Here is a 21033-nt window from a genome sequence, read left to right on the forward strand (position 1 = left end):
ACTGTCGTGACCGGCACTGTCGTGACGGCACCGTCGTGACCAGCACCGTCGTGACCGGCACCTCCGGGCGCGGCGCGTGCCGCGATTCCCCGTCCCTCCGCAGCCCTGCCCGCCCGTCCTCCCGCAGCCCTGCCCGCCGTCCGGTCCGCCGCCCCGCCGGCTCCGTATGACCCGTACGGCCCCATCTGATTCGCCCCCCGGCCCGGCAGCGGAAAACCTTGGGACGGCGGCGGTGGTCGTACGGACGGGCGCGGGCCGCGGCCCGGCTGCGACGGGAGTGGGAGGCAGGCCGGTGCGGGTGCGTCGAGGCGGCAGGGGCCGTACGGGCGAGCGGGAGCGGCGGCGGCGCCGCTCCGGCATGTCGCCGTTCGGCCGGCGGCTGGTCTGCTGGCTGCCGCTGATCCTGCTGGTGGCGGGGCTGATCTTCGACAGCGGCACCCCCGACCGGTACACGGCCGCGCCCTTCTTCTCCGCCGCTCCGCTGGTGGCGGCACCGCTGTACTCGCTGAGCAGTACGGCCGTCGTCGCGGCGGCCGCCGTCATCGCCGAGACCTGGGTCGTGACGTACCACGGGGGCCGCGACGCCAACCAGTCCTTCACCGAGGGCCTGACCGTCCTGGTCGTCGCCGTCCTGGCGCTGGGCATCAACCGGGTCGTACGGATGAGCGACGCCCGGCTCGCCTCCGTACGGGACGTCGCGGAGGCCGCCCAGCGGGCCGTGCTGCCGACACCCGCCGAACGCATCGGCGGACTGGCGGTCGCGGCGCGCTACGTGGCGGCGCAGGCGGACGCCCGGATCGGCGGCGACCTGTACGCCGTCCAGGACACTCCGTACGGCGTACGGCTGATCGTCGGCGACGTACGGGGCAAAGGCCTGGAGGCGGTGGAGGCCGCGGTGATCGTCATCGGGGCCTTCCGGGAGGCGGCCGAGCAGGAGGCCAGCCTGGAGGCGGTGGCGGGGCGGCTGGAGCGCGCGCTGCAACGGGAGGGCAGCCGGCGGGAGGGCCTCGACCAGTTCGAAGGGTTCACGACGGCCGTACTGGCGGAGCTGCCCTCGGACGAACACGCCGCGCTCCGCGTCCTCAACCGCGGCCATCCGGCCCCGCTGCTCCTCGCCCCCGACGGCGAACTGCGCGAGCTGACACCCAGGTCGCCCGCGCTGCCGCTCGGCATGAGCGAGGTGGCCGGCTGGCCGGACCGGGCGGACGAGACGGCCTGCCCCGCGGGGTCGATTCTGCTGCTCTTCACCGACGGCGTGACCGAGGCCCGGGACGCCGCCAACGTCTTCTACGAGCCGGCGAGGCGGCTGCGCGGGCGGGTCTGGGCCTGCGAGGGGCCGGAGGCGCTGCTGGACGCGCTGGTGGCGGACGTGGCGGCGCACACGGGCGGGGAGACGGCGGACGACATGGCGTTGCTGGCGGTGCAGCGGCCGCTGAAGGGGTGAGGGGCTGTGGGCCCGGCCCGGGCAGCGCATCAGCCGGCGCGCGACCTCGTGGCCCTCACAGCCACTGCACGCTCTGCCCGTGCTGGCCGGTCAGGGCGACCGCCCGTTCGTCGAGGGCCAGGGTCAGCAGCAGCTCCGTCACCTCCAGGGGCCGCGCCGGGCGGGGGGTGGTGATCCACGGGAGTACGGAGCGGTGCTCGTTGGAGACCCAGTGCCCGGGGCGGTCGCGCTCCCGGAGGACGGTCCGTACGAGCCGGGCGAACTCCGCGCGGCGCGCCGGGGGAAGGTACGTCAGCACGGAGGTGTGGAAGACGACGAGCGTCGCCCCGGGAGGGGCCTCGGCGGCCAGCGCGGGCAGCGCGTCGATCAGGTCGCCGCGGACGATCCGGGGGCGCGGCGCGGACCGTACGGCCTCGATGGCGGCCCGCTGCCGCCGTACGCGCTCGTCGGTGGCGCCCGGCCAGACGAGGGCCTCCAGCCAGCGCACGTCGTCGGGGTCGGCCGGGTCGAGGGGGTTGAGGTCGATGCCCGCACGCCAGGCGATGTCCGGGACGCGATCGGGTACGGGAGTGCCCGGTCCCGTACGGCAGGGGAGGACGGCCGCGCTGTCCGGGGCCCCGAACTCCGGCCGGTCGTCGTAGCGGTAGCGGTAGCGGTCCGGGTACAGGCACAGCCCCGCCGACGCGCCGACCTCCAGGAGGGCCAGCGGCTGCGGGAGCCGGGCGAGCAGGGGCAGCAGGGCCGCGCAGCGGGCCGGCTCGTTGGTCTGCGTCAGGCGCCGCATGACGACGGCCCTGACCTGCTCCCAGTGGCGCAGGGTCCATTCCCGCCAGCCGCGGTACGCCGCGTCGCCGCGCGGCCCGTGCTCGGCGTACGGGCCGTCGAGGTAGCGGACCGCGGCGAACAGGAGCTTGGGCTGCTGCTTGTTCCCGGCGGGCAGGGAGCGCGCGAGGTGGTCGCAGAACTCGGGGTCGTGGCCGATCCGCGCGGCCAGTTCCTCATGGGCGTCGGACTGCCCCCGTGCCTGGTACCAGGCGAAGTCCACGTACCGATCCGCCAGTGCCTGCGCGCTGTTGACGACCATGATCAGACGTTACTGCGCTCACCGGGGGTGAGCGCCGGGCACCCCTGCGCATAACGACTCCCGCACGATCGCGCATCACAGGTTTGAAGAGCTCCCGGCAACTCGCCCAGTTTTGCTCCTTGATGGGCGTTTAAGCTAAGGCCAAAGCTATCCCAAAGCGCCCATGGATTCGGCGGAACGCTTGGTATCGGCCCACGCTTTCTATTACAGTCCGATAACGCAGCGCGGTCGTCCCAGCCGTCGCAAGAGGCGGCACCGTGCGCCGACGCCTAATCCCGTCAGCAGGTTCACAACTGAATCACCGTTGGGGCACCACTGGACCGGACCGGCCTGCGGGCCGGTGCCGTACCGGCGCGTGTCCTGGCAACCGGGGAACCACCACGTCGGGGTGCGCCGGGCCGGACGGCCACCGATCCGTCGGAAGCCGCCCGCCGTCCGCCGTCCGTGGCAGACCTTCCTGCTCCGCACGTCCCAGCCCTGCACGTCCTCGGAAGGCACGTCCCAGCGCCTGCACGGCTCCGGAGGCCCGTCCCCCTCCGGCGCCGGACCGGCCTGGGAGGCGGCTCCACCGCTGACCCGGTAGGCGAGAGGAAGGAAAGGAGTACGCCCCCGTGGCGTCCAACAGCCCTGCCGGCTCCGGCTCCGAGGTTCCTTTCGGCGCCCCCTCCGGCGCCTCCGGCCCGTTCCAGGCGTTCGGCGCGGGTACGGGCGGTGCTGCCGTCTCCGCGGCTGCGGCCGATGCTGCCGTCGCGGCCGGTGCTCCCACCACCGCTCCCACCGCTGCTTCCACTCCCGCCGCCACCGTGCCGGCCGCCGGCTCCGGGCCGTTCGCCGCCGAGCCCGCCGCGTTCGACACCGGCACCTGGGAGGAGTGGAACCCCACCGAGGACTCCGTACGGCCCGTACGCGGCAAGCACCGGGTGGCCGGCAAACAGCGCGGCGGCCTCGCCCGCGGCGGTACGGTCCTCGGCGTCGGCGTGATCGCGGCGGTCGGCGCCGGTGGCATGGCCACCGCCGAGGAGAAGCCGCAGCTCGCGATATCCCTGCCGGACGTCGGCGGGCTGGCGGACGAGCTGGCGGACGACCTCGCGGCGGTGCTGCCGGCCGCCGAGTCCCTGCCGGGGATCGGCGACCTCGTGCCCGACTCGGAGGCCGCCTCTTCGCACGTAGGTTCAGCAGGGGCTGGGCAGGAGACGGGCGGCGCGGGCGTGGACGCCAGCGCAGGCGTGAGCCAGTCGCTGGGCGACCGAGTCCGCCTGCAGGCCGACCGGCAGCACAGCGCCGCCGAGGAAGAGGAACGTCTCGCCGCGGAGCGCACCGCCGCCCAGCACGCCGCACGGCACGCGACCGCGCAACAGCAGCAGGCCGTGAAGGCCGCGGCCGCCCAGGAGGCGGCGGAGCGCGAGATCCGTCGAGCGGCGGCGGAGGCAGCGCGCGAGACCCGTCGAGCGGCGGAGGCAGCGCGCGAGAAGGCGGAGGCCGAGCGCCGCGCCGAACTCGCCCGCAGCTACGTCACCCCGCTCTCCACCTACACCCTCTCCGCCGGATTCGGCCAGGCCGGCGACCGCTGGGCCGCCAACCACACGGGCCTGGACTTCGCCGCCCCCGCCGGCACCCCGGTCAAGGCGATCCACGGCGGCACGATCACACAGGCGGGCTGGGCCGGCGCGTACGGCTACCGGGCCGTCCTGACCCTGGACGACGGTACGGAACTGTGGTTCTGTCACCTGTCCTCCCTGGTACGGATCTCCGGCCGGGTCACGGCCGGCGACATCATCGGCCGGGTCGGCGCCACCGGCAACGTCACCGGCCCCCACCTCCACCTCGAAGTACGCCCGGGCGGCACTCCGGTGGACCCGAAGCCCTGGCTACGCGATCACGGCCTCGCCGTCTGACCCTCAGGACGCACTCCTCCTCACCCTCACCCTCCCCCTCCTCACCCTCCTCCCCACCCTCACGACACGCGTACCGCGCCACGCCGCGCCGCGGACCCGACCTGCCCCCAATACCCCCCCACCTCATGAAGAATCCCTCCCAACCTGGGCATTACCCCTGCTTCGCGTGCTGTCCGCCGGGCACTCGGATGGATGCGCCGCCGGGGTGACCGGCCCCGGCCCGGTTCAGGAGGGTGCGATGAGTCCGAACGACAAGGCAGGGGACACGTCGGAAACGGAGTACGGCGGTGAAGCCGCAACGTCCGGCGACAGCAGCCCTCGCACCCCCACTCACACCCCCACTCACACCCCCACCCGCGCTCGCACCTCCACCCCCGCCGTCACCACCGACGTCCCCGCCCGCCTCGACCGTCTCCCTTGGTCGCGCTGGCACTGGATGGTCGTCATCGGCCTCGGTACGGTATGGATTCTCGACGGCCTGGAAGTCACCGTCGTCGGCAACATCGCCGGCCGCCTCTCCGAAGAGGGCAGCGGGCTGCCCATCTCGTCCGCCCAGGTCACCGGAGTGGCCGCGGCGCTGTACGTGGCCGGTGCCTGCCTCGGCGCGCTGTTCTTCGGCCGGCTCACCGACCTCTTCGGCCGTAAGAAGCTCTTCCTGATCACCCTGGCCGTCTACCTGGCCGCCACCGCCCTGACCGCGGTCTCCTTCTCCTCCTGGTGGTTCTTCCTCTTCCGCTTCCTGACCGGTTTCGGAATCGGCGGTGAGTACGCGGCGATCAACTCCGCCATCGACGAACTGATCCCCTCCGCCTACCGGGGCCGTGTCGACCTCGTCATCAACGGCAGCTTCTGGCTCGGCGCGATCGGCGGCTCCCTGCTGTCCATCGTGATGCTGGACACCAGCATCTTCCCCATGAACGTGGGCTGGCGGCTGACCTTCGCGCTCGGCGTCGTCCTCGGCCTGGTCATCCTCCTCGTACGCCGCAATGTGCCCGAGAGCCCACGCTGGCTGTTCATCCACGGACGGGGTGACGAGGCGGACCGGCTCGTCACCTCCATCGAGCAACAGATCACCGAAGAGAAGGGAGAGCACCTCCCGGAGCCCGACGGCGAGATCACCATCCACCCCCGCAAAAGCATCGGTTTCCTCGAAATCGGCCGCACCGTCTTCTCGCGCTACCGCCGGCGCGCCGTCCTCGGCCTCGCCCTCTTCATCGGCCAGGCGTTCCTCTACAACGCGATCACCTTCGGCTTCGGGGCCATCCTCACCTCGTTCTTCGACGTGTCGACCTCGCACACCGGCTACTTCTTCGCCGTGATGGCGGCCGGCAACTTCCTCGGCCCCCTCCTTCTCGGCAAGCTCTTCGACACCGTCGGCCGCCGCATCATGATCTCCGGCACGTACCTGCTCTCCGGCGTCCTCCTCTTCGCCACCGCCTGGCTCTTCGCCGCCGGCCACCTGACGGCCACCACGCTCACCGCCTGCTGGTGCGTGGTCCTCTTCTTCGCCTCGGCCGGGGCCAGCAGCGCGTACCTGACCGTCTCGGAGATCTTCCCGATGGAGACCCGGGCGATGGCCATCGCCTTCTTCTACGCGGTCGGCACGGCCGCGGGCGGCATCAGCGGCCCGCTGGTCTTCGCCGAACTGACGGAATCCGGCGTGGCCGCCGACACCGCACTGGCCTTCTGCATCGGCGCCACTCTCATGTGCCTGGCCGGCCTGACCGCCGCCTTCCTGGCCGTACGCGCCGAACGCCGCTCCCTGGAAAGCATCGCCAGCCCGCTCTCGACGACCCCCACCACCTAGTTGTCTCCTAGTTTGGAAGTACATGCCTACTCATCAGCAGACCCTCGGCTCCCTGTCCGTCTCCCCCCTCTCCCTCGGCGGCAACGTCTTCGGCTGGACCGCGGACGAGCCCCAGTCCTTCGCCGTCCTGGACGCGTACGTCGCCGGCGGCGGCAACTTCATCGACACCGCCGACGTCTACTCGGCCTGGGCGCCGGGCAACAAGGGCGGCGAATCCGAAACCGTCCTCGGCAACTGGCTCGCCTCCCGCGGCAACCGCGACCAGGTCGTCATCGCCACCAAGGTCGGCGCCCACCCCGACCTCAAGGGCCTCGCCCCCACCACCGTCAAGGCCGCCGTCGACGCGTCCCTCACCCGCCTGCGCACCGACTACATCGACCTCTACTACACCCACTACGACGACGAGTCCCTCGCCGTCTCCGACTTCCTCCCGGCCCTCGACGAACTGGTCAAGGCCGGCAAGGTCCGCGAGATCGCCGCCTCCAACATCTCGGCCCAGCGCCTCGAAGCCGCCCTGACCTTCTCAGCCGACGAGAACCTGGCCCGCTACGTCGCCGTCCAGCCCCACTACAACCTGGTCTCCCGAGACACCTACGAAGGCGACCTCGCCGACACCGCCGCCCGCCACGGTGTCGCCGCCGTCCCGTACTACGCCCTCGCCTCGGGCTTCCTCACCGGCAAGTACCGCCCGGACAGCGACGTGAACAGCGCCCGCTCCCAGAAGGCCGCCGAATACCTGTCCACCGACCGCGGCCGCAAGGTCCTCGCCGCCCTGGACACGGTCGCCGCCACCCACCAGGCCGAACACGCGACGGTGGCCCTGGCCTGGCTCGCCGCCCAGCCCACGGTCGCGGCCCCCATCGCCAGCGCCCGCACGGTCGGCCAACTCCCCGCCCTCATGTCCGCCGCCGACCTCCACCTCACCCAGGACGACCTGACCCTTCTCGGCGAGGCCTCGGCCTGACCCCACCCCGCAACGCGAAGGGCGGTTGCGTACCCCTGGTACGCAACCGCCCTCCACACCGTCTACCGGCACAAACCTACTTACCGCGCCGATCAGCCACCACCCAAGAAACCGCCCCCACAACCCCCGCCACCGCAAACACCGACGGCCAGGCCCCCACCTTCTTCGCCAACGGATGCGACCCCGCAAACGCCGCCACATAAGCCCCACTCAACACCACAGCAACCTTCCCCCCAGCCTTCCGCTCCCACTCCCGAGCCGCCACAGCCCCCGCAGCAGCCAGCGCCACCCCACCAAGCGGCCGCTTCTTGGTCCAACGGGCTACGCCGTAACCGCCTACGAGCCCAGTAGCAGCAACCAACGCACTCGGCACCCGAGCCATGAGCACTACCTCCACATCAGGGACAATTTGACTGACCCTTCGACCTTACGCTTGAGCTGCGATCACGCTTTTGGCAGGTATCGCGGCTTGCTCCGGTCGTGGAGATGCTGTGCCGGTGTGAATCAGGCCCAGCCTGATCCTCGAACCTCGTCCAAGAACAGGCACCACGCTTCCGTCCGGAAGGTGAGTATCGGCCCCTCCAAACGCTTCGAGTCACGTACCAGCGTTATGTCATCTTCCGGTATGGAGAACGTCTCGATGCAGTTGCCACCTGAACCATTGCTGTAACTGCTCTTGAGCCAGGTAGGGGGTGAAGCCATATTCATCAGGCCAGTCCTTATGTCATGAGCTGTCTGATCACATTGCTCGATCTCCGTGGGCTCAACGCCAGTGCGCGCAGGTCGTCGAATGACCGCGCGTAACACGCGATATCTTCCACCTGTTCTAGGTAGACCGCGTCCGTCAAGCCGTCGCGATACACAATGTCAGGGTCTTCCTGCTCGGGGAAGCCCAAGATCGTGTATGCGCCGGTGGCGGGGTAGCTTCCCGCGTCGAACGGCAGAACCTGCACGGTGACGTTCTTCAGTTGAGCCACGTCCAGGAGGCGTTCGTACTGGGCGCACATCACGTCCTTGTCACCCACCGTGTGCCGCAGTGTGCTCTCATGCATGATCGCCCACAGGGTAGGGGCGTGCGGACAGGTCAGCAGGGCTTGGCGTTTCATCCGCACGGCGATCATGCGCTCGACGTCATCCGGGTGGGACTGCGACGTCGCCAGGTGCAACTCGCGCGCGTAGCCCTCGGTCTGCAGCAATCCGGGAACGAACTCGCATTCGTAAGTGCGCAGGCTGGAAGCGGCTGCTTCGAGCCCGACGTACACCGAGAACCACGAGGGAACGGCTGACCCGTACGCGTGCCACCAGCCTCGGGTCTTGGACTGTTTCGCAAGCTCCTTCAGCAGTTCCCGAAGGTCGTCGCTGGTCTCGTAGAAGCGGCACAGCGCGTCGATGTCCGACGGTTGCACTCTGCCCTGACCGGTCTCCAAGCGATTGACTTTGGAGCCACTCCAATCCAGGGCCTTCCCTACGTCGTTGCAGGTCAGCTTGTTGTCTTCACGCAGTCGTTTGAGCTCGATCGCGAGTCGGCGCCGGCGCGCGGTGGGTGAACCAGCCATAGCAAACCTCCTTGTGACACCGGAGGTTCAGTCTTCCCGCCGCACCGAGGCTGGCCAATCACTCGTTGGAGCGAATCCCGCCGTGCACGTTGCATGGCGAGATGTGCGCCTGCCACGCTCTCACGCAGAGCTACCAACCACGCTCGACCATCACCAGTGGTGATCGTCTGGACGTGCGCTAATGCGAGGGAGCTACATCCCATGAACTCCAACCACCGCCTGCCGCAGCCTGACTGGTCGAGCGACTTCATCGCCGAGCCGGAAGTGGTTCCTCGCTTGAGACGACTCACCCGTGCCCGTCTGGAAGCGTGGGGGCTCACTGACCTCGAAGATCGAGCTGAGCTCTGTGTCAGTGAGCTGATCACTAACGTGATCGATCACGTCGGTTCAGGAACCCCGATCACCCTTACCGTCTCGCTGAGCGCTGCGCAGCTGCGCATCGAGGTCCGAGACACCCTGAGCGCCGAACTCCCCGCTCTCCGCCCCTTCACGGCCCACTCTGAAACGGGGCGTGGGCTCAGCCTCGTCGATGCCATGGCTGATCGATGGGGGGTCGTACCCACATCCACGGGCAAGAGCACGTGGTGTGAGCTGTCCGTACTCGCTGCTACCCCACGGCGATGCGCGTGCCGACCGCATCTCCACAAGGCCGAGGCGCTACTGACTCTCTACGACTGCGTGCCGACAAGTGGTACCGAGTTGAGTGATCGTCTTCGCGTCACGACACGTGAAGAAGCAGCGACCGCACTGATCGCAGATCTCCTCTGGTGGCTCCGTGCCCAAGGCAGTGACCCAGAGAACGTCCTCGACCGGGCGCAGATGCACTTCGAAGCTCAGTTGGGAGGCGTTGCTCAGTGGAACTGACGGATGCGGTGGTCGCGAAGGTCGCCGCGGAGTACGGGTTGGACACCGAGGGGACTTGTGACGCTCTAGACGTTGAACTCCTCGTCATGGCGGGGCGATCAGCTGGGCTGTTGGCAGGCGTCGTGGTGCACCGGCTGGTGCCGGCCGACGCTCGGGATGACAGCTTTGTGGTCGCGGTATGTGTGAGCCCGAGTGTGGCGGCCGTGTCATTTCCAGCGCACGTGAGGGAGGTGAGCCCGCCCCACCGCACAGGCGTCCCAAGTGCTATTCGGTACACCCTCGGAAGGGTCGGGCGGATCGCAGATCAGGTAGTGGTGGAACATGCTCGGTGGAGTGGTCGTACCCAAAGAGGTGAGCTGAAACTTCCCTCGGTCTGAGGGGTCCCAGCCCCTTTCCGCCTGATGCCTGACATCGCTCGCAGATGTAATTGCGGGTGTTTTGCCATCAGGCGTCGAAGGGGTGGTAGCTACCTAGGGACCTTAGCCACCCGTGATGGCCGAGTAGGTCCAAACGTCCGCGGGCAATGGGTGCTGTAGCTTCCAGACGATGCCCATAGGGTTACTGCCCTCGTGAGAGACATACTCGGCTGGGCCAAGCAGCATCCAAGGCTGCGGACCGCCGATATCGGTTGATTTATACCGGCGGACGAACAACAGGACGTGAGAGCCCAGACCCTTGTGATTCTGGTAGCGCTGGCCTGTTGGGGAAGACTCTGAAGTCTGATTTTGGGACTCCCAGTGGAACTGCTCGGGACTCATCGCATAGTCCTTGTAGCGAATCTGTGGCGAGAAGTCTTTGTCATCTTTTTCTAGCGTGATCAAGAGAGCGTCAGTGCTGATACCGGCACACCATTTCACGCCTTCACGGAAGTGCCCAGGTTTGAATCCGTCCACCGCTGCTTGTCCTAGCGCAGGCAAGATTTCTTCTCGACTGTAGTAAGCGTGTACGGATAGAGGAATGGCGCTGTGGGCGTCGATCAGAGGAATGGGGTAGTGCTCGGTCCGCTCCAGGTTATATGCCAGTACCTGCCGGAGCTCAGCCCGGAAGGCGGTCTGGTGGCGGAGCGCCTCGAATCCCTGAGTGTAGCTAGAAAAACCTCCGCCTAGCGGCCACAAGCAAAAGAACAACATGCGAGCGTAAGCCTGACCTGTAGAATCGAGCGCATCATAATGTGGGGCGTCATCTCCTAGCATGCGCGTGTAGGCGGTTACGCGCTGCGGGTCATCGACATGCAGAAACGCGGACATCCGCTTGAGGAGAGTTTCCTCACCTTCCGGCGCGTCATCGACCAGTAGGCGAGCTCGCCGGAGAAGCCGAGTCCAAGAATTGCCGGCCTTATAGATTTCTTTGAGCTCGCGCTGACTTTCGTGCAGGTAGGCGACCAGATCTCGCTCGCTGTATGCCGCAACTTCCTTCGTCAGTTGGGACGCGTTGACGCCAATCTGACTTTTTACGTTGTTGAGAATTCTCTCCTTGGACTTGCGGTCCAGAATAATCTGACAGCCGGACGGGAGTTGGGGGAAGTCGCGCTCAATGTGCTGTACCAGTCGGTTTCGAGTGAGGTTGGTGAGTGCGCGAAACTGTTCCTCGAAGCGGAACTCTTTCCGGTGTTGCCCGATGAAGTCGAGCACCGTGAGTACGGCCTTATCGGGTGCACGACGTAGCCCGCGGCCTAGCTGCTGCAAGAAAATGGTGGCGCTGGCTGTCGGTCGCAGAAGGAGGAGTGTGTCGACGTCCGGGACGTCCAACCCCTCGTTAAAAAGGTCTACAGAGAAAATTACCTGGAGGGTCCCGTTGCGTAGAGAAGTGAGTGCGTTCGCTCTCTCGGTGGGCGGAGTCTGGCCATCGAGTGCTACGGCAGCGAAACCTGCCTGGCGGAAGAAGTTGGCCATGAAGTGGGCGTGGTCCACTGATACACAGAACCCTAGCGCCTTCATGGATCTGGGATCAGCCACTTTGTCTCGAACGGCTTTAATGATGAGGCGTGCGCGCGCGTCGTTTCCAGTGAACAGGTTGTTCAATTCGGTACTGTCGTAGGTGCCACGTTTCCACGTGATCGCTTCCAAATCGGTATTGTCTGCGACGCCGAAGTAGTGGAACGGGCTGAGCAGGTCATTCTCCAGCGCCTCCCACAGTCGCATCTCGGCTGCGATGCGACCGTCGAAAAACTCGTCTTGGACGTTCCGGCCGTCCAGTCGTTCAGGTGTTGCGGTGAGGCCAAGAAGTTCACTGGGCTGGAAATGTTCTATGATGCGTCGATAAGTTTTGGATACCGCATGATGGAATTCATCGATCACGATGATGTCAAAATGGTTCTGGCTGAGGCGATCAAGTGCTGCGCCATTAAGCGACTGCACGCTAGCAAAGACGTGTGTCCATTCCTGAGGCACCGCACCGCCTACGTGTAGCTCCCCGAAGTTGGCGTCGTCGAGCGCCTCTTGGTAAGTGCGAAGCGATTGCTTAAGAATCTCCTGGCGGTGGGCAACGAAGAGGAGCTTGAGGTCGCGGTTTCCGTGTTGACGCTTGAGGTTGCGGTAGTCGATTGCCGCCATAACGGTCTTTCCGGTGCCGGTCGCTGCTACCAGCAAGTTGCGATGCCGGCCGTGAATCTCTCGCTCAATGCGGAGACGTTCTAGCATATCCTGCTGATGTGGGTAGGGGCGAAGTTCCAAACCGGAAAGGCTGATGGGTAGGTTACCCGCACGCTGCTTACCGCTAGCTAGCGCCAAAGCCTCCTGGAGGCGTTCACCGTCAGTTTCTGGGTCGTATGACTCGAATGCCGGCTCGGCCCAGTATGAATCAAACGTAGCTTCGAACTTTTTCAAGACCGCAGGCGTTGCTACGGACGACAACCTGACGTTCCACTCCAGCCCATCCAGCAAGGCGGCCCGGGACAGGTTTGAGCTTCCGACGTACGCGGTGTCGTAGCTGCTATTGCGGCGAAAGAGCCATGCCTTGGCATGCAAGCGCGTTGACCGGATCTCGTAGTTGACCTTGACTTCGGCATGGAAATCGTTAACCAGTCGGTCGAGCGCTCGCCGTTCGGTGGCGCCGATATAGGTCGTGGTGATGACGCGTATGGGAACTCCGCGCCTACTCGCTGCTTTGAGTGACTCTTCTAGGACACGCAAGCCGTGCCACTTGACGAACGCACAAAGAAGATCGATGCGGTCCGCTGTAGCCAGTTCAGCGCGCAGTTCGTACCCCAGATTCGGGTCCTCTGGAGAGTTGGTGATCAACGCGCTCTCGGAAAGTGGGGTAGCGGGGCGCACCGCATAGGCCCCCGCCTCGTCCAGTTCAGCGATGGCAGTGAGCTGGCGGGGTCCCTCGGCGATGAGTTCGATCCAGTCCTTTGCGCTGTCGCGCGAGCGGAGCGACGCCAAGATGAGGTTGGCCTCCTCGACGCGCTGCTCGGGCGGTAGGGATGCCAAGACGGCCCGCACGGTTTCAGCGATATGGCGAGCGAGCACGTGGGGGGAGGACTGGTCACCCACCTGCTGCTCAGCCGCGTGCCACCCGATCTCTTGCAGTTCCTGAATGCGCTGCTCAAGTCGTGTGGTGATCAGCCGCTCATACAAGCCGGGTACCGGTACTGCCTCGTGCACGGGCTGACTGCTCACAGTGACATCCCCTTCTCGCCTGCCGACACCTTGGTTGTATCAGCGCCGACTGACACGAGAGGACGGGACGATCAAGGGTGGTGCCGCCTCTGACATGTGGGTGGCTTGAAGTAGTCGAGTTCTGGCCGTTTGTGATCGAACGTGTCTAGTGTCTGCGCATGGAGATACGAAGCTTGCTGGTTGAGGTAGCCAGCACCTACGACGCCAACCACCCGGGCAAGACATCGATCGGGGTACCTGCTCAAGACCTGCTGCGTGCGGTTCGCGATCGCCTAGGCCCCCTCTTGCCAGGCGAACTTGAGGCGGAGGGGTACGGCGGCAGTGGCGGGCCTAGTAGTACGCCGTGGATTGGATTCTTCGATCCATCGATCACTCGTGATCCCAAGGTTGGCCTCTACCTTGCATACATCTTTGCGGCAGACCTGAAGACGGTGACCCTCACCCTCCAGCAGGGCGTGACAGCCCTGGCTTATCAACTGGGGCGAGGCAAGAGGCGTCGAGAGTATCTCGCTGATCGAGCGCGGAAACTCCAGAGTCTGCTCCCGCAGAACGCCATCGCGGGGTGGGATGTGCGGCCATCGCTCAAGAGCTCCGTGGACAGAGCATTGGCATACGAGGCTGGCAGCGTCGCCGCGCGTGTCTACGACATCGAGGCCATGCCACCCGAGGACGCATTGCGCGAGGACCTCTGGCATCTGGCGAACGTTCTCCAGGACGCAGCGTTGGTGGAGCGGGGGCTCAGCGAGCAGCGGAGCCCCGATGGTCGCCATGTCGAGTTCGTCCCGAAGAAGAGGATGCAGCCACAGGGGCTGGAGCGATTTCGCCCGAGAGACGCCAGCGATTACGTAGCGCACCTCCCGGCGCGGACCCTACGGAAGACTCGGCGCCATGAGCAGCTGATTGAAGCCTTCGGAGGCGAAGTTCAGAGGCATGGGTTTGTCCCAGCCAACGAAGGAGTGCATCCCAGGGACCTGGTGCTTCGAAAGGACGGAAGAGTGTGGCTGGTTGAGGCGAAGACGGTCGCGCTAGGAAACCCCACGAAAGCAGTACGTGAGGCAGTCGGGCAACTCTATGAGTACAGCTATTTCCTCCATGAACAGGTAGACGGTACGCAGCCGAGCCTGCTTGCGCTCTTTACGGAAGAGATTGGGGCGTACGTCGAATACCTGGAACAGCGCGGCATCGCTTCCGTGTGGCGGACCCCAACCGGGTGGGCCGGATCGCCCTCTGCCCTAGCAGTTGGACTGATCGGTTAGCGGCCGGATTGCAACGGAGCTAGCGGGGGTGGGGAGGAGAGGGGGTCGGCCGGTGCGTCGTATGCAGTGCCTGGAGCAACGCCGGATGGGCCACCGGCTTGTGGTGCCACAGGTGGTGGAGGAGGGCCCGTTCCTGGGTGGGGAAGTCCGGGGTGGGGCCGGTGCGGTGGGCTCGGCGGCGGAGGAAGGCGAGGGTGGTGGCTGTGGCGGCGTATTCCGTTACGGCGCGGGCGGCGGCGGGGCCGTGGGTGCGGCGGGCTATGTCGCGGGCCACCGAGCGGGTTTTGAGGGAGGAGAGGGAGACGGGGTCGGTGGGGGAGAGCCAGCCGGTGGTGACGTACGGGGGGAGGTAGGTGCGCAGGGCGAGGAGCTCGCGGTGGCGGGCCCAGACGGCGAGCCAGGTCAGGGCGGCGAAGACCGGCAGCATGAAGAGGCCGTAGACGGTGATGAAGCCGAGGTCGCCGAGGGTGGTGGCGGCGTTCCAGATGGAGTGCAGCAGGACGGCGGTGGCCAGGCCGACGAAGGGCAGCGCCAGGCGCAGCGGCCGGCGGTGGGGGTAGCTGGTCGCGGCTATGCCGAAGGCCAGGCCGGTGAGCATGGTGAAGAGGGGGTGGGCGAACGGCGAGAGGATGATCCGTACGAAGAAGGTCGCGGCGGTCAGGGAGTCGAGGCCGGTGTGGCCGAGGGACTGGTCCTGGCCGAAGGCGTTGCCCAGGTAGAGAACGTTCTCGGTGAAGGCGAAACCGGTGGCCGTGATGCCGGCCAGGACGAGGCCGTCCGTGATGCCGTCGAAGTTCTGGCGGCGGAAGAGGAAGAGGAGGAGGACGGCAGCGGCCTTGACGGTCTCCTCGATGACGGGGGCGAAGACGGTCGCGCCCCAGGTCTTGGCGTCGTCGGGGGAGAGGGTGGAGAGGTTGTTCTCCAGCCAGTTCGTGGCGAAGCCGTTGGCCAGGAGGGCTACGAGAGTCGCCGCGCAGGCGCCCCAGGCGAAGGCGAAGAGCAGGTTGCGGCGTGGTTCGGGGTCTATGCGGTCCAGCCAGCAGAAGCCGGCGATGAGGACGGGTACGGGGAAGACGGCCAGGCCGAGGCCGACGAGGAATCCCTGCGTGCCGGTCTGCTGGCGGACCATCGCCAGGATGATCACGCCGGAGAGGGCCAGGAGCGAGAAGAGAGCGACGGCGCGGGCCGTCTTGCTGTGCCAGGGCGCCGGGCGGCGGCGCGGTGTGTAGTGCCACTGCGCCGCCGCGGGCGACGCGGCGGGGCCGGCGTGGCGCGGGTCGGGCGCGTACGCCGGTTTCGGCGGAAGCGGAGGCGGCTGCGGCGGATTCACCCATCGACCCTAACCACCGCGGGACGGACTATGCCGGGAGCCGCCGGAAGAGGAGGTCGTGGACGACGTGCCCCTTGTCCAGGCCCTGGCCCTCGAACTTGGTGAAGGGACGGAAGTCCGGGCGCGGGGCGTAGCCGGAATACTCGTTCGCGAGGGTGGGCTCGGCGGAGAGGACTTCCAGCATCTGCTCGGCGTACGGCTCCCAGTCGGTCGCGCAGTGGACCAGCGCGCCCGGCGCGAGACGCGTCGTGACCAGGGAGAGGAACTCGGGCTGGATCAGGCGGCGCTTGTGGTGCCGCTTCTTGGGCCACGGGTCGGGGAAGTAGACGCGCAGACCGGCGAGGGAGGCGGGGGCGAGCATCTCGCGGAGCAGGATGATCGCGTCGCCGTTGGCCACCCGGATGTTGGACAGGCCGTTGCGTTCCGCGAGGCCGAGCAGGTTGCCCTGGCCCGGGGTGTGGACGTCGCAGGCGAGGATGCCGGTGTCCGGGTCGGCGGCGGCCATCTGTGCCGTGGCCTCGCCCATGCCGAAGCCGATTTCGAGGACGACCGGGCGGCCTTCGAAGAGCTGGTCCAGGTCGATCCGGGAGAGACCGTCGATGTCCAGGCCCCACTGGGGCCACAGGCGTCGCAGGGCGTCCGCCTGGCCGGGGGAGACCCGGCTGCGGCGCGGCTGGAAGGAACGGATGCGCCGCTCGTGGTGCGAACCGGCCGGGTCGGCCGCCGGGCCGGTGCCGTCGGGGAACATCGCTTTGGGAGTGGGGCGGGAAACCTGCTGGTGCGCCGGGGCCGAAGCCGAGACCGGGGCCGACACCGCTGCCGTGGCGTCCTGTCCGGGACGCTCGCCCGGGTGCGCGGTGTCGGCGTCGGTACCGAGGCCGGGGGCGGAGGCAGGTGCGGAGACAGGAGGGGGCTCAGCGGCTGGGCCGGGCTCAGCGGCTGGGCCGGGCTGGGCGGCAGGGCCGGATTCGGGGGTGGCGGAGTTCTCGGACACAGTGGGTCGATTCTACGGGCGGGGGAGTGCGGGAGCGGGGCGGCGGGGGCCGGGCTGCCATGGCAGGTAGGTAGGCGGCAGGCAGGCAGGGGTGGGGCGGCCGCGACGGGTTCGGCCGCACGCTGTCGGCCTCAGCCCGTCGTCTCCAGCATCGCCAGCGCCCGCCCGGCTATCTCCCTCCCGATCGGCAGGGAAGCCGTGGCCGCGGGGGACGGGGCGTTGAGGACGTGGACGGCGGACGGGGACTCGGTGATGAGGAAGTCGTCGGCGAGGGTGCCGTCGGGCAGGACGGCCTGGGCGCGGACGCCGGCGGGGGCGGGGCGCAGATCCTCTTCGCGGACCGCCGGGAGCAGGCGGCGGACCGCTTCGGTGAAGGCGCGGCGGGAGAGGGAGCGGTGCAGTTCGCCGGTGCCGTAGCGCCAGTGGCGGCGGGCTATGTGCCAGGAGCCGCGGTACGTCAGGGTGCCGGCCAGTTCCGCGGGGCGGACGGTGCGCCAGTCGTACCCCTCGCGGGCGAGTGCGGGGACGGCGTTGGGGCCGATGTGGACGGAGCCGTCGACCCCTCGGGTGAGGTGGACGCCGAGGAACGGGAAGGCGGGGTCGGGGACCGGGTAGACCAGGCCGCGCACCAGGGAGGCACGGGCCGGGGCGAGGGTGTAGTACTCGCCGCGGAAGGGGACGATGCGCATGGCCGGCGCGTCGCCCGCCAGGCGCGCGATGCGGTCGCAGTGCAGGCCGGCGCAGTTGACCAGGGTGCGGGCGCGGAAGACGGTGCCGGCGGAGGTGCGCACCGCGACGCGGCCGGGGCGGCGGCCGATGGTGGTGACCTCGCTGCCGTACGCGATGCGGGCGCCCGCGTCCGTGGCCAGGGCGGCGAAGCGCCGGGCGACCGCGCCGAAGTCGGCGATGCCGGTCGTGCCGACATGGATGGCGGCCAGGCCGCTGACCTCCGGCTCGTACGTCGCGAGCTGCGCCGGGCCCAGCTCGCGGACCGGAATGCCGTGTTCCCGGCCGCGCTGGATGAGGCTGTGCAGGCGGGGCAGCTCGCTGCGGTCGGTGGCGACGATCAGCTTGCCGGTGACCTCGTGCGGGATGCCGTGGTCCAGACAGAACTTGATCATCTCCGCCGAGCCCTGGAGCGCGAAGCGGGCCTTCAGGGAGCCGGGCGGGTAGTAGATGCCGCTGTGGACCACGCCGCTGTTCCGGCCGGTCTGGTGGCGGGCGGGGCCCGGCTCCTTCTCCAGGACCACCACACGGGTGCCGGGAGCGGCGCGCGTGATCGCGTAGGCCGTCGAGAGTCCGACGATGCCGGCACCGATCACCAGCACGTCGCAGTCGTACGCCGTCACAGCACCTCCCCTGAAACCCTTGGAATCAGACGTATCCCATCATGACGCGGGGGTCTGACAACGGGCCGGGAGAGCGGCGGGGACGCGTCCGCCGCCAGGTCCGGTTCCCTGCCTGCCCCCCGCCCCTTGGCTCTGGCCCGCATGCATACCCAGGATCACGCCCGTATCCGTACTCACACTCGTACGTTTTCGTAACTGCCCCGGAGCCTGCCTCCGTACCCGAGTCCGTACTTGAGTCCGTACCCGACTCCGTACCCGAGTCCGTACCCGACTCCGTACGGTCTCCCTGCCGCCTCCGTACCGCCCCCGTGCCCGCGCTACGCCGGGGCCACGAGCAGCGGCCGGGCCCGTTCGCGCAGCTCCACGACGCGGGGCTCGTCGCCGTACGGTTCGAGGCGGTGCAGGAGATCGCGTACGTACTCGGTCGTACGGGCCGACGAGATACGGCCGGCCACCTCGACCGCCCGGGTGCCGGCCGCGCAGGCCGCGTCCAGGTTGCCGGACTCCAGCTCGGCCACCGCGGAGACGACGAGCCGCAGCCCGTGCGAGCGGACGTACTCCTCCGTGGGGCGGGACAGCGCCTGCTCCGTGAAGCGGCGCACCTGGCGGGGCAGCCGCAGGTCCCGGTAGCACTCGGCGGCGTCGGCGGCGAATCGTTCGTACGAGTAGAAGTCCAGCCAGGACGGGTCGGGGTCGCCCTCCCGGGAGCGCTCCAGCCAGCCCTCGGCGGCCTTCAGGGCCACCTCGCAGGCGCGCGCCTCGTTGGCCTTGGCCTGCGCGCGTGCCTCCACCAGGCGGAAGAAGCTCATCGTGCGGGCGGTGGCCAGGCCGCGGTTGCGTTCGAGGGCGGCCTGCGCCAGGTCGACGCCCTCGTCGGCGAAGCCGCGGTAGGTCGCCTGGAGTGACATCGAGGCCAGGACATATCCCCCCAGCGGGACGTCGGCGGCGGCCCGCGCCAGACGCAGCGCCTGGATGTAGTAGCGCTGGGCCGCCTCCTGCTGCCCGGTGTCGAAGGCCATCCAGCCCGCGAGTCTGGTGAGTTCGGAGGTCGCCCCGAACAGCGCGCGGCCCACCTCGTCGCTGTACGAGGCGAGGAGCAGCGGCGCCGCGTCCACCCGGAGGCACTCGGGCACCATCGAGGAGCGCCAGTCGCCGCCCCCGTACTTGGAGTCCCAGCGGCGGGCGTCCTCGGCGGCCTCCCGCAGCTTGGTGACGTCGCTGTGGCCGACGTGCTGGGGCGCGGTGTCGGCGTTGGGGGCGCCGTCCTTGCCCGTCGCGCCGTTGCCGTCCCGTACTTCCCGCAGGTCAGGCGCTTCGCGCGCGACGGAACTGTCGGCCGGGGATATCAGCCACCGCGAGGCGGGGGTCGCGTACGCGCTCACCGAGAAGGATCCGGCCAGGCTCTGCCAGATGCCCCCGCCACCGCGGCGTCCGGCCAGGTCGAGGCGGTACAGCTCGGTCGCGGACCGGACCGCGGCGCCCACGTCGCGCGGGAAGGCCAGGCCCACCTCGGGGGCCGGGTCGGCGTCCGCCAGGCCGATCTCGTGGAGCGGCACCGGGCGGCCGAGCTTGCCCGCTATCGCGGCCGCGATCAGGTGGGGCGCGGCGCCCTGCGGAACCATGCCCTTGGAGACCCACCGGGCCACCGACGTCTTGTCGTAGCGAAGCGTCAACCCGCGCTGCGCCCCCAGGTCGTTGACCCGGCGGGCGAGTCCGGCATTGCTGATCCCCGCGAGGGCGAGAACGGTGCCGAGCTTCTCGTTCGGCCCGCGTATATCCCTTGACATGCGCACCCCTCGACACAGCGACGGCAGCCCCGGTACCCCGGGGCACGCGTCCACCCAGAGTAGTTCGCCGAATCCCTACCGTTAAGGCCCGATGTCCCGGATGGCGGGTTTCAAGTCCAAGCCGCCGCAGGGGGTTTGGCATGTGCTCCGGGTACGTGTTGCCGTGCGCCCGTGTGTGCGCGCTGGCCGGGTTGGTACGGGAGCGCTTCCATGGGACCTGCGTGGGTCGGCCCGCTGCACTGGATCCAGTGGGCTGGGGGACACCGCCGCCTCATTCCCCGCGGGTGGCGGTCCGGTCCGGGGGGCGAGTCCCGCCTCCCGGACTGTCGCATTTCGCGGAAAGGGCCCACCGGGACGGCCCGGGAGGTGCCGGCTCGGCCGCGGTGGCGTCCGGGAGGGTGCCCGGCCGTTCGGTGCGGGCGTCCCGAGGGCGCGTCCGGGTGCCCGGCAGGGCGGTCCGGCGGTCGCCCGGCGGGTGATCGGCCGCGCTCCGGGCGCCCTGGCCGGTATCGGCCCAACCGGGCGCGGCCGCACAGATTTTGGCTGGAAATCGACGTAGGCGGGTTTGCTTTCGGGAGCGGGGAGCGGGGAGCGGGGAGCGGGGAGCGGGGAGGAGGGGGCGTACGGATCTGCCGGCCTTGGCGGGACGTCCTGGACCGGCTTCGCGGACCGGCCTTGCGGGTCGGCGCTGCGGGTCGGCTTCACGGACCGGTACCGCTGACCGGCTTCGTGGACCGGCCTTGGTGACCTTCCCTCTCTCGTCGTCGTGGCGCCGCGCCGTCTCGCCGCGGCCTTCCGGGCGGGGGACGGCCCTTCATACACCGCCGTCGCCCCTGCCGCGCGCCTCCAGGCCCGAACTCGTCCCCGGCCCCGGCCCCGGCCCTCGAACTCGCCCCCGGTCCCGGCCTCGAACTCGCCCCGGCCCCGAACTCCCTCTCGATCTCGCCGCCTCCGGCCCGCCCGGCCCGCCCGCGCTCGATAACGTCTTCCGAACACCCCCGTACCCGGGCCCTCCTCGGCGCCTCCAGAAGGCCGCTGTCGTGGCAGCATGGTCCGCACAACAGCTTGGCAACGGCTTGGCAA

General features: G+C 68.6%; 15 protein-coding genes. 6 read left to right on the top strand and 9 right to left on the bottom strand.

Going from position 1 to position 21033, the window contains the following annotated elements; all coding sequences use genetic code 11:
* Positions 1 to 358: 358 nt before the first annotated feature.
* Positions 359 to 1444, top strand: coding sequence for a PP2C family protein-serine/threonine phosphatase (locus OEIGOIKO_RS22225; protein WP_125058864.1), 1086 nt, complete (start codon positions 359 to 361; stop codon positions 1442 to 1444).
* 55 nt (positions 1445 to 1499) lie between these two features.
* On the opposite strand, the gene OEIGOIKO_RS22230 is transcribed toward OEIGOIKO_RS22225, so the two are convergent.
* Positions 1500 to 2528, bottom strand: a complete 1029-nt coding sequence (locus tag OEIGOIKO_RS22230; protein WP_125055511.1) for a DUF2332 domain-containing protein — start codon at positions 2526 to 2528, stop codon at positions 1500 to 1502.
* A gap of 611 nt (positions 2529 to 3139) precedes the next feature.
* Between OEIGOIKO_RS22230 and OEIGOIKO_RS22235 the strand changes: the two genes are divergently transcribed.
* The 3 genes from OEIGOIKO_RS22235 to OEIGOIKO_RS22245 all read left to right on the top strand — a co-directional run bounded on the left by OEIGOIKO_RS22235 (position 3140) and on the right by OEIGOIKO_RS22245 (position 7194).
* A complete protein-coding gene (locus OEIGOIKO_RS22235) occupies positions 3140 to 4423 on the top strand; it encodes a M23 family metallopeptidase (protein WP_125055512.1) in 1284 nt (427 codons plus the stop codon).
* Between the two features lie 436 nt (positions 4424 to 4859).
* Complete coding sequence (locus OEIGOIKO_RS22240) at positions 4860 to 6230, top strand: MFS transporter (protein WP_125058865.1); 1371 nt, start codon at positions 4860 to 4862, stop codon at positions 6228 to 6230.
* A gap of 22 nt (positions 6231 to 6252) precedes the next feature.
* Complete coding sequence (locus OEIGOIKO_RS22245; RefSeq protein WP_125055513.1) at positions 6253 to 7194, top strand: aldo/keto reductase; 942 nt, start codon at positions 6253 to 6255, stop codon at positions 7192 to 7194.
* A gap of 76 nt (positions 7195 to 7270) precedes the next feature.
* On the opposite strand, the gene OEIGOIKO_RS42975 is transcribed toward OEIGOIKO_RS22245, so the two are convergent.
* The 3 genes from OEIGOIKO_RS42975 to OEIGOIKO_RS22260 all read right to left on the bottom strand — a co-directional run bounded on the left by OEIGOIKO_RS42975 (position 7271) and on the right by OEIGOIKO_RS22260 (position 8750).
* Positions 7271 to 7576, bottom strand: a complete 306-nt coding sequence (locus OEIGOIKO_RS42975; protein ID WP_125058866.1) for a hypothetical protein — start codon at positions 7574 to 7576, stop codon at positions 7271 to 7273.
* 122 nt (positions 7577 to 7698) lie between these two features.
* Positions 7699 to 7902: a DUF397 domain-containing protein gene (locus OEIGOIKO_RS22255; RefSeq protein WP_125055514.1), complete on the bottom strand. Its 204-nt coding sequence runs from the start codon at positions 7900 to 7902 to the stop codon at positions 7699 to 7701.
* An 11-nt stretch (positions 7903 to 7913) separates the two neighbouring features.
* On the bottom strand, positions 7914 to 8750 hold the full coding sequence (locus OEIGOIKO_RS22260; RefSeq protein ID WP_125055515.1) for a helix-turn-helix domain-containing protein: 837 nt from the start codon (positions 8748 to 8750) through the stop codon (positions 7914 to 7916).
* A gap of 201 nt (positions 8751 to 8951) precedes the next feature.
* Here OEIGOIKO_RS22260 and OEIGOIKO_RS22265 point away from each other — a divergent pair, with 201 nt between their 5' ends.
* Positions 8952 to 9614: an ATP-binding protein gene (locus OEIGOIKO_RS22265; protein ID WP_125055516.1), complete on the top strand. Its 663-nt coding sequence runs from the start codon at positions 8952 to 8954 to the stop codon at positions 9612 to 9614.
* Between the two features lie 479 nt (positions 9615 to 10093).
* Here OEIGOIKO_RS22265 and OEIGOIKO_RS22270 read toward each other — a convergent pair whose 3' ends face one another.
* Positions 10094 to 13234, bottom strand: coding sequence for a DEAD/DEAH box helicase (locus tag OEIGOIKO_RS22270; RefSeq protein ID WP_246177487.1), 3141 nt, complete (start codon positions 13232 to 13234; stop codon positions 10094 to 10096).
* 158 nt (positions 13235 to 13392) lie between these two features.
* Between OEIGOIKO_RS22270 and OEIGOIKO_RS22275 the strand changes: the two genes are divergently transcribed.
* Positions 13393 to 14490, top strand: coding sequence for an MrcB family domain-containing protein (locus tag OEIGOIKO_RS22275; RefSeq protein ID WP_125055517.1), 1098 nt, complete (start codon positions 13393 to 13395; stop codon positions 14488 to 14490).
* A gap of 19 nt (positions 14491 to 14509) precedes the next feature.
* Here OEIGOIKO_RS22275 and OEIGOIKO_RS22280 read toward each other — a convergent pair whose 3' ends face one another.
* The 4 genes from OEIGOIKO_RS22280 to OEIGOIKO_RS22295 all read right to left on the bottom strand — a co-directional run bounded on the left by OEIGOIKO_RS22280 (position 14510) and on the right by OEIGOIKO_RS22295 (position 19950).
* Positions 14510 to 15820, bottom strand: coding sequence for a PrsW family intramembrane metalloprotease (locus OEIGOIKO_RS22280; protein ID WP_125055518.1), 1311 nt, complete (start codon positions 15818 to 15820; stop codon positions 14510 to 14512).
* A 28-nt stretch (positions 15821 to 15848) separates the two neighbouring features.
* Entirely contained in the window at positions 15849 to 16814 is a 966-nt protein-coding gene (gene trmB / locus OEIGOIKO_RS22285) for a tRNA (guanosine(46)-N7)-methyltransferase TrmB (RefSeq protein ID WP_125055519.1), read from the bottom strand.
* Between the two features lie 131 nt (positions 16815 to 16945).
* Positions 16946 to 18163 carry an L-2-hydroxyglutarate oxidase gene (gene lhgO, locus OEIGOIKO_RS22290; protein WP_125055520.1) on the bottom strand — a complete coding sequence of 406 codons (1218 nt, stop codon included), beginning with the start codon at positions 18161 to 18163 and terminating at the stop codon, positions 16946 to 16948.
* 317 nt (positions 18164 to 18480) lie between these two features.
* Positions 18481 to 19950, bottom strand: a complete 1470-nt coding sequence (locus OEIGOIKO_RS22295; protein ID WP_125055521.1) for an MFS transporter — start codon at positions 19948 to 19950, stop codon at positions 18481 to 18483.
* Positions 19951 to 21033: the final 1083 nt, after the last annotated feature.

This window comes from Streptomyces paromomycinus (assembly GCF_003865155.1).
In the GTDB taxonomy this organism is placed as follows: domain Bacteria; phylum Actinomycetota; class Actinomycetes; order Streptomycetales; family Streptomycetaceae; genus Streptomyces; species Streptomyces chrestomyceticus.